The sequence below is a fragment of the Heliomicrobium undosum genome (genome assembly GCF_009877425.1).
GTDB lineage: Bacteria > Bacillota > Desulfitobacteriia > Heliobacteriales > Heliobacteriaceae > Heliomicrobium > Heliomicrobium undosum.
Map to the genome: position 1 here is coordinate 274,448 of NZ_WXEY01000003.1, position 13,755 is coordinate 288,202.

17 protein-coding genes are annotated in these 13,755 nt (G+C 59.4%); 16 read left to right on the forward strand and 1 reads right to left on the reverse strand.

Translation table 11 applies throughout. From position 1 onward, the window contains the following. The first annotated feature begins 50 nt into the window (after window positions 1-50). From ftsY to ylqF, 16 genes are all read left to right on the forward strand, one after another. Window positions 51-962, forward strand: coding sequence for a signal recognition particle-docking protein FtsY (gene ftsY, locus GTO91_RS05090; RefSeq protein WP_161255806.1), 912 nt, complete (start codon window positions 51-53; stop codon window positions 960-962). A gap of 25 nt (window positions 963-987) precedes the next feature. Further along, on the forward strand, window positions 988-1,188 hold the full coding sequence (locus GTO91_RS05095; protein WP_161255809.1) for a tautomerase family protein: 201 nt from the start codon (window positions 988-990) through the stop codon (window positions 1,186-1,188). After that, window positions 1,185-1,982 (forward strand): S-methyl-5'-thioadenosine phosphorylase, encoded by a 798-nt coding sequence (gene mtnP, locus GTO91_RS05100; RefSeq protein WP_161255812.1) that lies wholly within the window; start codon window positions 1,185-1,187, stop codon window positions 1,980-1,982. The genes GTO91_RS05095 and mtnP overlap by 4 nt, the downstream gene beginning before the upstream one ends. 18 nt (window positions 1,983-2,000) lie before the next feature. Then, the gene (mtnA, locus tag GTO91_RS05105) at window positions 2,001-3,038 is read left to right on the forward strand and encodes an S-methyl-5-thioribose-1-phosphate isomerase (RefSeq protein ID WP_161255814.1); all 1,038 of its coding nucleotides are present in this window, start codon (window positions 2,001-2,003) and stop codon (window positions 3,036-3,038) included. 91 nt (window positions 3,039-3,129) lie between these two features. Then, window positions 3,130-4,443, forward strand: coding sequence for an amidohydrolase (locus tag GTO91_RS05110; protein WP_161255817.1), 1,314 nt, complete (start codon window positions 3,130-3,132; stop codon window positions 4,441-4,443). A 73-nt stretch (window positions 4,444-4,516) separates the two neighbouring features. Then, window positions 4,517-5,776 carry a GGDEF domain-containing protein gene (locus GTO91_RS05115; protein WP_161255820.1) on the forward strand — a complete coding sequence of 420 codons (1,260 nt, stop codon included), beginning with the start codon at window positions 4,517-4,519 and terminating at the stop codon, window positions 5,774-5,776. Window positions 5,777-5,968: 192 nt separating this feature from the next. Continuing rightward, entirely contained in the window at window positions 5,969-6,352 is a 384-nt protein-coding gene (locus GTO91_RS05120; protein ID WP_170294100.1) for a putative DNA-binding protein, read from the forward strand. After that, window positions 6,345-7,709 (forward strand): signal recognition particle protein, encoded by a 1,365-nt coding sequence (gene ffh, locus GTO91_RS05125; RefSeq protein ID WP_161255939.1) that lies wholly within the window; start codon window positions 6,345-6,347, stop codon window positions 7,707-7,709. Before GTO91_RS05120 ends, ffh begins: the two co-directional genes overlap by 8 nt. 93 nt (window positions 7,710-7,802) lie before the next feature. Continuing rightward, the gene (gene rpsP / locus GTO91_RS05130) at window positions 7,803-8,075 is read left to right on the forward strand and encodes a 30S ribosomal protein S16 (protein WP_012283239.1); all 273 of its coding nucleotides are present in this window, start codon (window positions 7,803-7,805) and stop codon (window positions 8,073-8,075) included. A gap of 33 nt (window positions 8,076-8,108) precedes the next feature. Next, window positions 8,109-8,336 (forward strand): KH domain-containing protein, encoded by a 228-nt coding sequence (locus GTO91_RS05135; protein ID WP_012283240.1) that lies wholly within the window; start codon window positions 8,109-8,111, stop codon window positions 8,334-8,336. 81 nt (window positions 8,337-8,417) lie between these two features. Continuing rightward, a complete protein-coding gene (rimM, locus tag GTO91_RS05140) occupies window positions 8,418-8,933 on the forward strand; it encodes a ribosome maturation factor RimM (RefSeq protein WP_161255823.1) in 516 nt (171 codons plus the stop codon). A 108-nt stretch (window positions 8,934-9,041) separates the two neighbouring features. Beyond that, entirely contained in the window at window positions 9,042-9,854 is an 813-nt protein-coding gene (trmD, locus tag GTO91_RS05145) for a tRNA (guanosine(37)-N1)-methyltransferase TrmD (protein ID WP_161255826.1), read from the forward strand. Continuing rightward, complete coding sequence (locus tag GTO91_RS05150; RefSeq protein WP_161255830.1) at window positions 9,851-10,474, forward strand: RNA methyltransferase; 624 nt, start codon at window positions 9,851-9,853, stop codon at window positions 10,472-10,474. The genes trmD and GTO91_RS05150 overlap by 4 nt, the downstream gene beginning before the upstream one ends. A 446-nt stretch (window positions 10,475-10,920) precedes the next feature. Continuing rightward, entirely contained in the window at window positions 10,921-11,265 is a 345-nt protein-coding gene (rplS, locus tag GTO91_RS05155; protein WP_161255832.1) for a 50S ribosomal protein L19, read from the forward strand. An 82-nt stretch (window positions 11,266-11,347) separates the two neighbouring features. After that, on the forward strand, window positions 11,348-11,917 hold the full coding sequence (lepB, locus tag GTO91_RS05160; RefSeq protein WP_328793727.1) for a signal peptidase I: 570 nt from the start codon (window positions 11,348-11,350) through the stop codon (window positions 11,915-11,917). 2 nt (window positions 11,918-11,919) lie between these two features. Further along, complete coding sequence (gene ylqF / locus GTO91_RS05165) at window positions 11,920-12,780, forward strand: ribosome biogenesis GTPase YlqF (protein WP_161255835.1); 861 nt, start codon at window positions 11,920-11,922, stop codon at window positions 12,778-12,780. A 75-nt stretch (window positions 12,781-12,855) separates the two neighbouring features. On the opposite strand, the gene GTO91_RS05170 is transcribed toward ylqF, so the two are convergent. Then, window positions 12,856-13,710, reverse strand: a complete 855-nt coding sequence (locus tag GTO91_RS05170; RefSeq protein ID WP_161255838.1) for a polysaccharide deacetylase family protein — start codon at window positions 13,708-13,710, stop codon at window positions 12,856-12,858. Between the last annotated feature and the right edge of the window lie 45 nt (window positions 13,711-13,755).

Genomic DNA, 13,755 nt, shown 5'->3' on the forward strand with positions numbered 1-13,755 from the left:
AAATCTTGGATGTTTTCGGATACTACTTGTGATTTCACGGAGGTGGAACGGTGACCGGTTTTTTCAGCCGACTAAAAGAAGGACTCACCCGGACACGGCAAAACCTGGTCGAGAAGGTGGAAGCCCTGGTGACGGGGCGGCCCAAGATCGATGAGGAACTCTTTGAGGAGTTGGAAGAGGCCTTGATCAGCGCCGACGTGGGCGCCGACACGTCCCTCGATCTGGTGGAACGGCTTCGCCGGACTGTCAAGGAGCAGAAGATCAGCGATCCGGCGCGGATCAAGGACCTGCTCCAAGAGGAGGTCGCCCGCATCCTGGGCAATCAGGCCCAGCCTGTCGCTTTCGATCATCAGCCCACTGTCGTCCTGATCGTCGGCGTCAACGGCGTCGGCAAGACGACGACCATCGCCAAACTGGCCCACCGCTGGAAGCAGGAGGGGCGTAAGGTCCTCCTGGCTGCCGGCGACACCTTCCGGGCGGCGGCCATCGACCAGTTGGAGATCTGGGGCCAGCGTGTCGGCGTGGAGGTCATCCGTCACCAGGAGGGATCCGATCCGAGCGCCGTCGCCTTTGACGCCGTCCAGGCGGCCGTGAGCCGGGGCGTCGACGTGCTGATCATCGATACGGCCGGCCGATTGCACAACAAGTCCCACCTGATGAACGAGTTGAGCAAGATCAACCGGGTTCTCGACCGGGCGCTGCCCGGCGCTCCCCATGAAACCCTGTTGGTCCTGGACGCCACGACAGGGCAGAACGCCGTCAGCCAGGCGCGCCTCTTCAGTGAGGCCGTGGGCTTGACCGGTCTCGTGCTGACCAAGCTGGACGGCACGGCCAAAGGCGGCGTCATCCTGGCCATCGCGGCGGAGATGCAGGCGCCTGTCAAGTTCATCGGCATCGGCGAAAAGATGGACGACCTGCGCGACTTCGATCCCCCTGAATTTGCTCGCGCCTTGTTCGGCTAAACACGACATTGAAGGAGGAGTCATCATGCCTATCGTCAACATCACCATGCTCGAAGGCCGCACAGAAGACCAGAAGCGCGCCGCCACCCAGGCCATCACCGAGGCGCTCGTCCAGCACTGCGGCGCCAAAACGGAAAATGTGGTCATCACCATCGTCGACGTGCCGACGACCAACGTGTACATGAACGGCATGCTCGTCAGCGATAGAAGGAGGAATCCTGGTTGAAGGCTTCCATCGCCATCATCGGCGGGACGGGCGTCTATGACCCGTCCATGATTGGAGATCCCCGTGACGTCAAAGTAGATACCCCTTATGGAACGGTTTCCTTGAAACTGGGCAACTACGCCGGCAAGGATGTGGCCTTTTTGAACCGCCATGAGGAGGGCCATTCGGTCCCTCCTCATCTCGTCAACTACCGGGCCAACATCCTGGCGTTGAAGCGGCTCGGCGTTCGGCAGATCATCGCCACCGCCGCCGTCGGTTCCCTCAACGAGGCAATGGGGACGAACAGCCTCGTCGTCATCGATCAGTTCCTCGACTTCACGAAGGCGCGGCCGAGCACCTTTTTTGAGGGCGGCGCCAACGGCGTCATCCATACCGACGTGACCCACCCGTACTGCGCCCGGATCCGGCAGACCATGCTGGAGGCGGCCAAGGCGGAGCAGTTGAGCGCCCATGACGGCGGGGTCTATGTCTGCACCGAAGGCCCCCGTTTTGAAACGCCGGCGGAGATCCGCATGTACAAGATGTTGGGCGGCGACCTGGTGGGGATGACGAGCGTCCCTGAAGCGCCGCTGGCCCGGGAGGCGGAGATGTGCTACGCCACCGTCTGCATGGTGACCAACTTCGCCGCCGGCATCTCGCCGCAGGTGCTGACCCATATGGAAGTCCTCGACGCCATGAAGGCGAACATAGAGAACCTTAAACGCCTGACGATGCGGACCATCGCCATGCTGGAACCGGAGGCCGACTGTGAGTGCCAGCATGCGCTGGCCGAATTCGGCGGCTTTACGCTGTAAGGGGAAAGGGGATCACCGTTGGATACGATGCGCTGGCAGGACGATCACCTGCTGCTTCTCGATCAGACCAAACTGCCCTTGACGGAAGAGTACATTGAATGCTGGGATCACATCATCCTCTGTGACGCCATCAAAAAACTGAAGGTCCGCGGCGCCCCGGCCATCGGCGCCGCCGCCGCTTTCGGCGTCGCCCTGGCGGCCCTCAACTACACCGGCGAGGACCGGGATGAGTTTGCCGCCGATGTCAAAAAGGCGATCGCCGATCTGGGCAAGACGCGCCCGACGGCGGTCAACCTCTTCTGGGCCTTGCGGCGCATGGAGGCCATCCTGGAAGACATTCGAACATACAGCGTCAAAGAACAGCAGGAACGACTCGTCGCTGAGGCCAAGGCGATCTTCGATGAAGACCGGGCTATGAACGAGCAGATGGGCCAGTACGGCCTCGAACTGATCCCCGAGAGCGCCGGTATCCTGACCCACTGCAACGCCGGCGCCCTGGCGACGGCCGGCTTCGGCACGGCCCTCGGCGTCATCCGGGCGGCCCACCAGGCCGGCAAGGAGATCTCCGTCTTCGCCGATGAGACTCGACCGCTCCTGCAAGGGGCGCGCTTGACTGCCTGGGAACTGATGCAGGACGGGATCCCCGTCACCCTGATCACCGATTCCATGGCAGCCTATGTGATGAAACAGAAGCTCGTCGACCTGGTCATCGTCGGCGCCGACCGGATCACGGCCAACGGCGATGTGGCCAACAAGATCGGCACCTATGGCGTGGCCCTTGCGGCCAAAGCCCACGGTATCCCCTTCTACGTGGCGGCGCCGGTGTCCACCTTCGACCTGAGCCTCGAATCGGGCCTTCAGATCCCCATCGAGGAGCGCGATACGGAGGAGGTCCGCCGCGTCGGCGACTCGATCACGGCGCCGCCGGGGGTGCCTGTCTACAACCCGGCCTTCGATGTCACCCCAGCCGAACTGGTGACGGCCTTCATCACCGATCGTGGCGTTTTCCGCCCCCCCTACCTGGAGACGTTGCGGGCGATGGCGGAAACAAAGTGAATGTGATTTTCTCGATTGCCTGACGGAGACAAGCAAGCAGTTAGATAAAGTAGCAAGCGCAGGCGACGCGTCATGAAGAGGAGAGTTGTTTGTGGCGAGAATCCTGATCCAAGGGGGCATGGTGCTGCCGATGACCTCTCGCACCGCCATTGGGCGGGGGGATGTCTATGTGGAGGACGGCATCATCGCCGACATCTTCCCGGGAAGCGCCCCGGAAGCGATCTTCGGTCCTGATCTGCAGGTGATAGACGCCCGCAACAAGGCGGTTTTGCCGGGACTGGTCAATGCCCATACCCATGCGGCCATGACCCTGTTCCGCAGCTACGCCGACGACTTGCCCTTGATGCGCTGGCTCAATGAAAAGATCTGGCCGGCCGAAGCTAACCTGACCGGCGACGATGTCTACTGGGGCACCCAACTGGCAGCGGCCGAGATGCTCAAATCAGGCACCACCGTCTTTGCCGACATGTACTTTTTCATGGACCGTGTGGCCGAGGCGGTCGCCGAAAGCGGCATGCGGGGCCATCTCAGCCGGGGAATGATCAGCGTCGCTGGTGAAGCGAACGGCAACAAGGGCCTGAGTGAGTCGGAAGCGCTCTTTTCTGACTGGAACAACGGCGCCGACGGCCGGATCCGCGTCTGGCTGGGGCCCCATGCGCCCTATACCTGCAACCCTGATTACCTGAAAAAGGTGATGGCCCTGGCCGATCGGCTGGGGACGGGCCTGCACATCCACTTGGCCGAAACGCGGACAGAGGTGGAGGACATCACCAAACAGTACGGCCAATCGCCGATCCTGCTGATGGACAGCATCGGACTCTTTGAGCGGCCCGTCCTGGCGGCCCACTGTGTTCATCTGACCGAAGCGGAAGAGGAGATCCTGGCCGCGAAAAAAGTCGGTGTCGCCCACAACCCCGAAAGCAACATGAAACTTGCTTCCGGCATCGCGCCCGTCGAGAGCCTGCGCAAACGCCAGGCTGTGATCGGGCTGGGCACTGACGGCGCATCCAGCAATAACAACCTGGATCTGATCGAGGAGATGCGCCAGGCCGCCTTCCTGCAAAAGGTCAACCTCTTCGATCCCACGGCCATGCCGGCTTACGCCGTCTTGGAGATGGCCACCATCGGCGGCGCCCGGGCCTTGGGCTGGGATGACGCGATCGGCTCCCTGGAAGCCGGCAAGCGCGCCGATATCATCGTCGTCAACATGGACCAACCCCACCTGTGTCCTGACTTCGATCCTGTGGCCCACCTGGTGTACTCGGCCCGTGGATCGGACGTGGAAACAGTGCTCGTCGACGGCCAGGTCCTGGTGCGCGACGGGAAACTGGTCCGCATGAATGAAAAGCGGATCATGGAGGAAGCGCGGGCGCGAGCAATTCGTTTGACGACGCCGCAGGCATAGCGGCAGGAATCCTGCTCCGAAAGGAGAATATAACCCTCATGGGGTTCTTACTCCTTTTGGAAGGAGCCGGGTGATGGAATACTTCGTCATCGGAATGAGCGCCGTCGTCCTGCTTTTGCTCACCTATCGGTGGCAAGAGGGTCGGCGGCATTCGGTATACAGCGACGACCGATCAAAACAGACGGCACTCCTGGAACGGAGACTGGCCGATCTGGAGGGACAAGTCGCTTTTCTCGCTCTCGAACGGGATGACGCCTTGCGGACCATCGAGTCCCAGCGGATGGCCCAGGAGGAACTGGATGAGTTGACTCGCCAGAATTACATCCTCCATGAGATCAATCGGGCCATCAACACCACTGTCGATGAAGGGGAGATCGTCACCATCATCCTGCAGGCGATGGTGACGTTGACGGGCGCCGAATCGGCGTCGATTATCCTCTTCGATGGGGAAGATGTGCGGATTGTCAGCCACTGCGGTTTTGTTGAGGGCGCGCCGGAAAGCCCGGACGACGTGTTTCGAGAAAGCGTCGCCTGGAAGGTGCTTACAACCGGGCAGCCCTTCATCCATGACGATCCCGGCGAGTACCGCCGGTACCGTCCATCGCTGGTCAACTATGTCGCTTCCATCCCCTTGACTTTTATTAAAGAGGTCATCGGTTGCATCAACATCCATTCCATGGGACCGCGCTACCTGCTCACCCCTTCGAAGGCGGAGATCCTGCAGATCCTGGGCGGCCAGGCCGCGCTCGCTTTGAAAAACGCCAGCATGTATCACCAGTTGAAACGGCAGAACGAATACTTCGCCCGGCAGGCTGTCACGGACGGCTTGACAGGCTTGCACAATCACCGCTTCTTTCAACAGCGCTTGCAGGAACTGATGAAGGAAAGCGAAACCTTGGAACGGCCGGTCACCTTGCTGCTGTTTGATATCGACCATTTCAAACGCTGCAACGACACCTACGGTCATCCCTGTGGCGACGAGATCCTCCGGCAGATCGCCGGCATCCTGCGCAGCCAACTGAGACCGCAGGAGGTTGCCGCCCGTTATGGCGGTGAGGAGTTTGCCGTCATTCTGCCGGACGCCGATCTCCACCGTGGGATCGAACGGGCGGAACAAATCCGTCAGGCTGTGGCGAACTTCTGTTTCCAGAACCCTGATCGGACCTTGTGCCTGAATATGACCGTCAGCATCGGTGTTTCTGAGAAATTGGCCGATTGGGACAAGTCACGATTGATTGAAGCGGCGGATCGCGCCCTTTACCGGGCTAAGGGACAGGGACGCAACCGCGTCTGCGCTGACTTGGACCGGGAGATATCTATGGAAGCCGGCTGATACTGGGCAGACGTATTCCGCTTCACTAGAAGCAAACATACGAGGCGTAATGCAACAGAAGCGCCTGATTGTCAACAAAGGAAGGCTTTTGCCTTCCTTTGTCGCGTGAAGGAGAAAACCTTGACAGTTCCGGTTCTTCATAGTAGAATCTATGAAGTGTCAAGTCTCCTCCCTTTACAGAAGGGTTTTGTGATGGAAGAAAGACCACTGGAAAAACTGACGCGGATGGCCCTGCTCAACGACTTTTACGGTCAACTGTTGACGGAACGTCAGCGACAGGTTCTGTCCCTTTATTATGAGGATAATTTCTCCCTGGCGGAGATCGCCGAGGAGTTCTCCGTAACGCGCCAAGCCGTTTTTGACCTTTTAAAACGGGCCGAGAAGATCCTCCTGGGTTATGAAGACAAGCTGGGATTGGTCAAACGCTGGCAGGAGGAACGGCGCCAACTGTCGGAAGTTTTGGCGCAACTGCAACGCTGTCATGGCGACGGCGATTGGGGACGGTTGGAAGCGGCTATCCTCCGTCTGAAGGAAATGCTCGACGAAAGCGGGGGAGCCACCGATGGCCATGTTTGAGGGACTGGCGGAAAAACTGCAAAACACCTTCAAAAAGCTGCGTGGCAAGGGAAAGGTGTCTGAGGCCGACGTCGCTGAGGCGATGCGGGAGGTCCGCATGGCCCTGCTGGCGGCTGACGTAAGCCTGAAGGTTGTCAAGGATTTTGTGGCTCGCGTCAAGGAGCGGGCTGTCGGTCAAGAGGTCCTGGAAAGCCTGACGCCTGGTCAGCAGGTCGTCAAGGTTGTCTATGAAGAACTGGTCGCCCTGATGGGGGGGACCTCATCGAAACTCACCTTGTCGCCGAAACCGCCGACAGTGGTCATGCTCGTGGGCCTGCAAGGCGCTGGTAAGACGACGACTGTGTCAAAACTGGGCCTGTTCCTGCGCAAACAGGGGCGCCGGCCCCTCCTGGCGGCCTGTGACGTCTACCGCCCTGCTGCTGTTAAACAGCTCCAGGTCCTGGGCAATCAACTGGATCTTCCTGTCTTTTCCATGGGCACGGGCATCAGCCCTGTCGACATCGCCAAAGGCGCCGTGGAGCATGCTGTCGCCCACGGCCGTGATATGGTCCTGCTGGACACAGCCGGTCGTTTGCACATCAACGAAGAGTTGATGGAGGAACTGAAATCGATTAAGTCCTCTGTCCGCCCCCATGAGATCCTGCTCGTCGTGGATGCCATGACCGGTCAGGATGCCGTCAATGTGGCCGAATCCTTCCACGGGCAACTGGGACTTGACGGGGTGATCCTGACCAAACTGGATGGCGACGCCCGCGGCGGCGCCGCCCTGTCCGTCAAGGCGGTCACCGGCTGTCCGATCAAGTTCGCCGGCATGGGTGAAAAACCGGATGCCCTGGAGCAATTCCACCCCGATCGGATGGCCTCGCGCATCCTGGGGATGGGCGATGTGCTCACCCTGATCGAGAAGGCCCAGGCCAACATGGACGCCCAAATGGCCAAAGACATGGAACAGCGGCTGCGCAAGGCCGAGTTCACCTTGGAAGATTTCCTGGCCCAGATTCAACAGATGAAAAAGATGGGGCCGTTGGACCAACTGATGGGCATGATGCCGGGCATGAACAAGATGAAGGCGCTTAAAGACGTGCAGATCGACGATAAAGACATGAAGCATGTGGAGGCTATCATCCTGTCCATGACGCCGGAGGAGCGGCGCAATCCCCAGATCCTCAAGGACAGCCGCAAGCGACGCATCGCCCGCGGTTCCGGCACATCGGTCCAGCAGGTGAACAACCTGCTCAAGACTTTTGAACAGACGCGCAAGATCTTTAAGCAGTTTGCCGATATGCGCGGCGGCAAGGGGCCTGGCAAAGGTCCCGGCGGCAAGAAGGGCATGTTCCGGATGCCGTTCATGAAGTAAGCCATCCATGGCAACCCTTTTTCGGGAAGTCAAGCAAGAGCGCGGAACCTTTTGGCAGACGATAAAGCAAACTCTTTGAAGGAGGTGATATTCTTGGCAACTCGTATTCGTCTCAAACGCCTGGGTATGAAAAAAGCTCCCTTCTACCGGGTCGTTGTCGCCGATTCCCGTTCTCCCCGGGATGGGCGTTTTATTGAAGAGATTGGTTACTACAACCCCACCAAAGAACCGGCCATCCTGCAGATCGACGAGGAAAAAGCGATCAAATGGCTGTCCAGCGGGGCGCAACCTTCGGATACCGTCAAGGCCTTGTTGAACAAGGCTGGGATCCTGGACAAAATGGCGGAGAAAAAAGCGCAAGCTTAACCGTCGGGGAATGTCCAGTGGGGAGGTACCCACGTGAAAGAGTTGGTAGAGGTTCTGGCCAAAGCCTTGGTCGATCGACCGGAGGCCGTGCAGGTGACCCAGACGGAGACGGAGAAGCAGGTTGTCATCGAGCTTCGCGTCGCTCCCGAAGACATGGGCAAGGTCATTGGCAAACAGGGCAAGATTGCCAAGGCGATCCGCACGATGGTCAAAGCGGCCGCCGCCAGGGATGGCCGGCGCGTCCTGGTTGAAATCCTTTGATTCATTGAATCGAAATGGTGAACATTAGGGGAAAGGGGGCGAAAGCTCCCTTTTTCCCATCTGATGGGGAGGCCGCCTGTTATGTCGAAGCGTGTCCGGGTAGGGCAGATCGTCAACACACAGGGGGTGCGCGGGCAGGTCCGCCTGTGGCCGTTGACGGAAAAGCCGTCGCGGTTTAATGAAATAAAACGGGTGTTTGTGGAGACGCCGCCCCAGGGAGCGCCGGAGGTATTGACGCTCACCGGCGCTCAACCCATGAAAAAACTGGTGATCGTCAGCTTTCAGGAGATCAGCGATATGACCCAGGCGGAGCGGCTCAAGGGCTGCTACCTGACCATTCCCGTTGAGGAAGTGCCGGCGCCGGAAGCGGATAGCTACTACCATTTTCAATTGGAAGGGCTTGCCGTCTTCACGGAAGCAGGGGAGAGGCTGGGTCAGATCGAGGAGATCCTGGAGACGGGAAGCAACGATGTCTACGTGGTGCGGCAATCGTCGCCTCCTGGAGAGGTACTCGTCCCGGCCCTTAAGTCGGTGGTCCTGAAGGTCGATCTGGCTGCGGGGTCGATGACCGTGCGACTTCCGGATGGGCTGCGCTGACCGATGGCGATAAGCGGGATGCCCGATAAATGGAATAGCCGATAAATGGTTATGGCCGATAAATCGAATGCCTGATAAACGAATGCCGGGTAAACGGATGGCGATACGATGAAGATTGACGTGTTGACGATTTTTCCGGAGATGTTCACGGGCCCGATGGATGCCAGCATCATCGGGCGGGCGAGGGAGAAGGGGATCCTGTCGGTCAACACCCACGATGTGCGGGCCTATACGACGAACAAACACCGGCGCGTCGATGACACCCCTTTCGGCGGCGGCGCCGGCATGGTGATGAACGCCCAGCCCTTTTTCGACGCCCTAGCGGCGCTCTGTGGTCCCCAGGAACAGCGAGATCCCTTGCGGTCACGGGTGGCGCTGCTGACGCCCCAGGGCGCTGTCTTCAACCAGGCCAAGGCGCGTGAACTCTCGGGCTTGCAGCAATTGGTGCTGATCTGCGGCCGCTATGAAGGCATCGATGACCGGGTGCGCCAGGCCTGGGTCGATGAGGAGATCTCCATCGGCGATTATGTGCTCACCGGCGGCGAACTGCCGGCGATGGTGGTCATCGACGCCGTGGCCCGCCTGCTGCCGGGCACCCTGGGCGACGAGACCTCCGCTGAGGAGGAGTCTTTCAGCGACGGTCTGCTCGAATACCCCCAGTACACAAAACCGGCGCTCTTTCGCGGGATGGAGGCGCCGCCGGAACTGCTGAGCGGCCACCATGAGGCGATCCGGCGCTGGCGGCGCAAGGAGGCTTTCAAACGGACCTACCAGAAACGCCCGGAACTGCTCATCGGCCGGCCGTTCCCTTTTGATGACCGGGTGCTGTTGGCAGAGGCGCTGTGCGAACTGGGCCTCGACGCTGAAATCCCGGAGAAGCCAAAGAAGAAACGCGCCAAGGGAAGGGAGCCGCGCACGTGAACCTGCAGGATGTTCGCCTCTATATCGGTCTTGTCCACCACCCCGTCTATAACAAACGGATGCAGGTCATCGCCACATCGGTGACCAACCTGGATCTCCACGATATCTCCCGCAGCGCGACCACCTATGATGTGGCTGGCTACTTCGTTATCCATCCCCATCAGGCACAGCAACGCCTGGTCGGCGAGATCCTGCGCTATTGGATGGAAGGTTATGGCGCCGAATACAACCCAGACCGCAAGGAGGCCCTTGAACGGCTGAAGGTGACGGCTACGCTGGAAGAGGCGATGGCAGCCATCGAGGAAAAAGAGGGGCGGCAGCCGAAGATCATCACGACTGACGCCCGGATCTATGATAATTCAGTCGGTTACCGGCAGATGCGGGAAAAGTTTGTCACCGAGGACGGTCCCTGGCTCTTGCTCTTCGGAACCGGCTTCGGCATGGAGCGGGAGATGATGATGCAGGCTGATTACATTCTCTATCCGGTCTGGGGACGGGGGCCTTACAACCATCTCTCGGTGCGGGCGGCGGCGGCGATCATCCTGGATCGGTTGCTGGGGGAGCCGTGGTTTGAGGGCGACTTTAGCGTGCCATGTAGCGCTACCGAGTCGTCAGAGTAACAAACCCTAATTGTAACGTATACGCTTCGTTGCGGTTTGCGCCGACTCCGCTCGCCAAGAGCTGCGCGGCTACTCGCTTGTCTGCTACGCTGGCGCGCCAAACCTCTGGGCTTTTCTGCATGTGAACCGTGGCGCGCTTAACCGCTCCGCAGCCTGCGCTCGCTTTACGCCGCTCCGCTCAAAGGCTCACTGCGCCGGCGCAAACCTGACGTTGTGGTTAACGCTCTGCTACGGGCGACTCTTTTACGCTAGCGGCTGTTTGTGCCGCCACGACACGGTTAGAATTCTTCCGATTATGGTAAACTCTTTGTTGTCTGGACAACCGTACTATGCTATAATACTTTTGTTTGTAGGCGGGAACGTTGTTCCCCCTAAGCAAGGGTGGTCCGCTGCTCCATGAGAGAAGGTGGGGTAAGAACGCCTGGGCCGGAAGGAGGTACAGATCGATGCAAGATATTATTCGCCAGATCGAAGCGGAGCAACTGCGTAAAGATATCCCTGATTTCAAACCGGGCGACACCCTCAAGGTGCACGTCAAGGTTGTGGAAGGAAACCGGGAACGGATCCAGTTGTTTGAAGGGATCGTCATCAAGCGCCGCGGCGGTGGTCTCAGCGAGACCTTCACCGTTCGTCGCGTCTCTTACGGCGTCGCCGTAGAGCGGACGTTCCTCATCCACTCCCCGCGGCTCGACAAGATTGAAGTAGTTCGCCGCGGACGCGTGCGCCGGGCCAAGTTGTACTACCTGCGCGGCCTCTCCGGCAAAGCGGCTCGGATTCGAGACAAACGGTAGGACTGGTGTTCAGGGACTGGGAAGCCAGTCCCTTTTGTCTATGGATCTGCTGGTATATAATGGGAATCGGGAGGGGTGTCCTGTGGAAGAGATTCAGCAACCGGAGGAGTCTGCGCTGCAAAGGCAAGCGAAGCCGCCCAAGTCGGCAGTCCGAGAAATCGCCGAGGCCGTACTGGTGGCTGTCGCATTGGCCTTTCTTATCCGCTTTTTCCTCTTTCAACCCTTTTATATTCCCTCCGGTTCGATGGAGCCGACTTTAATGCCATTGGACCGCATCATCGTCAGCAAGGTCAACTATTGGTTTTCTGAGCCGGCTCATGGCAATATCATTGTTTTTCGGTTCCCTGAGGATCCGAGCCGCGACTTCGTCAAGCGGGTCATCGCTGTCGGCGGACAAACAGTAAAAATTCGCAACAGCCAGTTGTTCGTCGATGACCGGCCGATCCCGGAACCGTATCTGCCGCCGGCGCTGCGCATGGGTGACTACGGTCCCTTCACCGTGCCGGAAGGAAAGTTCTTTGTCATGGGCGACAACCGGAACCACTCTGACGACAGCCGGAGATGGGGGGTCGTGCCGAGGGAAAATGTGATTGGTCAGGCGGTTTTTCTCTATTGGCCCTTTGACCGTATCCGAACCTTGGGAGGAACCTGACTTTGAGTGGTATTCAATGGTATCCCGGCCACATGACCCGGGCGCGGCGTCAGGTGGGTGAAGACCTGGCCAAGGTCGATCTGGCGCTTGAACTGGTTGACGCGCGGATTCCCCTCAGCAGCCGCAACCCTGATATCGATCGGATCCTCGGCGAAAAGCCGCGTATCGTCCTGCTGAACAAGGCTGACCTGGCTGATCCGGCGGCGACGCGGCGCTTCATCGACCATTTTCGCGAGCGTTCGATTCCGGCCCTGTCCATCGACGCGGCGACGGGGGAAGGCGTCCGGGCGATCGCGCCGCTGGTCGAACAGACGCTGGAACCGCTCATCCAACGGTGGCGGCAGCGGGGGATGCGGCCCCGCGCCTTCCGGGCCATGGTGGTCGGCATTCCCAATGTGGGCAAATCGTCGCTGATCAACCGCCTGGCCGGCCGGCGCAGGACGGTGACAGCCGATCGCCCCGGCGTGACCCGCGGCCCCCAGTGGGTGCGCATCGGTCAGAAATTGGAGCTTCTTGATACGCCGGGGATACTCTGGCCTAAGTTTGAAGACCCTCTCGTCGGTTTCAAGCTATCAGCCACAGGCGCCGTCAGCGACCTCGTCGTCCAGGTGCAAGAGGTGGCCCAGTTTATTCTTCAGTTTCTGTCCGGCGAGGCGCCGCAATCAGTAGCAGAGCGGTATGGTTTTCAAATGGCCGAGATCTCCGACATAGAATGGCTGGACGCTGTGGCGCGCCGCCGGGGATTCTTGGGTTCCGGCGGGGTATTGGACCGTGAAAAGGCGGCGATTCAGGTGCTCGGCGACTTTCGCTCCGGCAAGCTCGGACGACACACCCTGGACAAGCCGGAGGAATACACCGGATAAGCCGGAAGAACACAATCAGCGCCCCTCTTCGCGAAGGGCGCTTTTTTGTATCCTTATTCGGGTGTGTTCGTGTGCTTATTCATTAGAGCCGGTTGCATTGCCGGGCATCGGCGGGAGCATCTGATCCAGCGTTTCCACTGTATATCCCCGTTCTTGAATGGTTTTTAGGATGGGTTCCATCGCTTCGACGACGGCTTTTGAGTTGCCGTGGAGCAGGATGATGGCGCCAGGGTGGAGTTGGCTGCTTACATCTTCATGAACCTGCTGGGGTCGTGACGACGGCAGCCAGTCCACCGAGGAGATGCTCCAGAAAATGGTCCGGTAGCCGAGGTTTTTGGTCGTTTCCAAGGATTTGCGGCTGAATTCCCCTTTGGGAGGCCGCAGGTATTTGGCCTGATAATCGGAGCCAGAGGCCTGCTGGATGTCCCGGTGCAGCGACATGATCTCTTCTGTGAGTTTTTCTGTAGAGATGTCAGGCAGGCTGGGGTGGTTCCAGGTGTGATTGGCTACCGTATGGCCTTCAGTGATCATGCGCCGGAGCAGATCGGGCTGTGTCTTCACCCAGTGTCCAGCCAGGAAAAAGGTCGCCTTGGCGTTATAGGCAGCTAGGGTATCGAGGATGCGCGGTGTAGCGCCCTCCAGTTCGTAGCCCATGTCGAAGGTGATGACGACAGCCTTGCGGCTGTTGTCGCCCATGTAGGCGGCGCCGTATTCCCGCAACTGGTTTTTTTGCCATTCCGGAACATAAGGGGGCGTTTCGTTTTTGGAGCGAACAAATCCCCAGCCGTATTTTCCGGCGGCGCTGTTCGGGGAGGTTCCGAAATGGGCCGGCGCCTGTTCATCGGGCTCCACCGGCAGCGGTTGCAGGAATAGATATCCCGTGATGCCGAAAAGGAGAAACAGGGCCAATCTGCGAATTACTCTGTTCAAAGGGCGCCCTCCGTTCCGTGGCCGATGTCAGAAATAGTGTGTCTG

Coding starts and splice junctions, on each gene's coding strand:
- GTO91_RS05095 (WP_161255809.1), top strand. CDS start 988: ATGCCTATCGTCAACATCACCATGCTCGAAGGCCGCACAGAAGACCAG.
- GTO91_RS05115 (WP_161255820.1), top strand. CDS start 4,517: ATGGAATACTTCGTCATCGGAATGAGCGCCGTCGTCCTGCTTTTGCTC.
- GTO91_RS05120 (WP_170294100.1), top strand. CDS start 5,969: ATGGAAGAAAGACCACTGGAAAAACTGACGCGGATGGCCCTGCTCAAC.
- ffh (WP_161255939.1), top strand. CDS start 6,345: ATGTTTGAGGGACTGGCGGAAAAACTGCAAAACACCTTCAAAAAGCTG.
- rimM (WP_161255823.1), top strand. CDS start 8,418: ATGTCGAAGCGTGTCCGGGTAGGGCAGATCGTCAACACACAGGGGGTG.
- trmD (WP_161255826.1), top strand. CDS start 9,042: ATGAAGATTGACGTGTTGACGATTTTTCCGGAGATGTTCACGGGCCCG.
- rplS (WP_161255832.1), top strand. CDS start 10,921: ATGCAAGATATTATTCGCCAGATCGAAGCGGAGCAACTGCGTAAAGAT.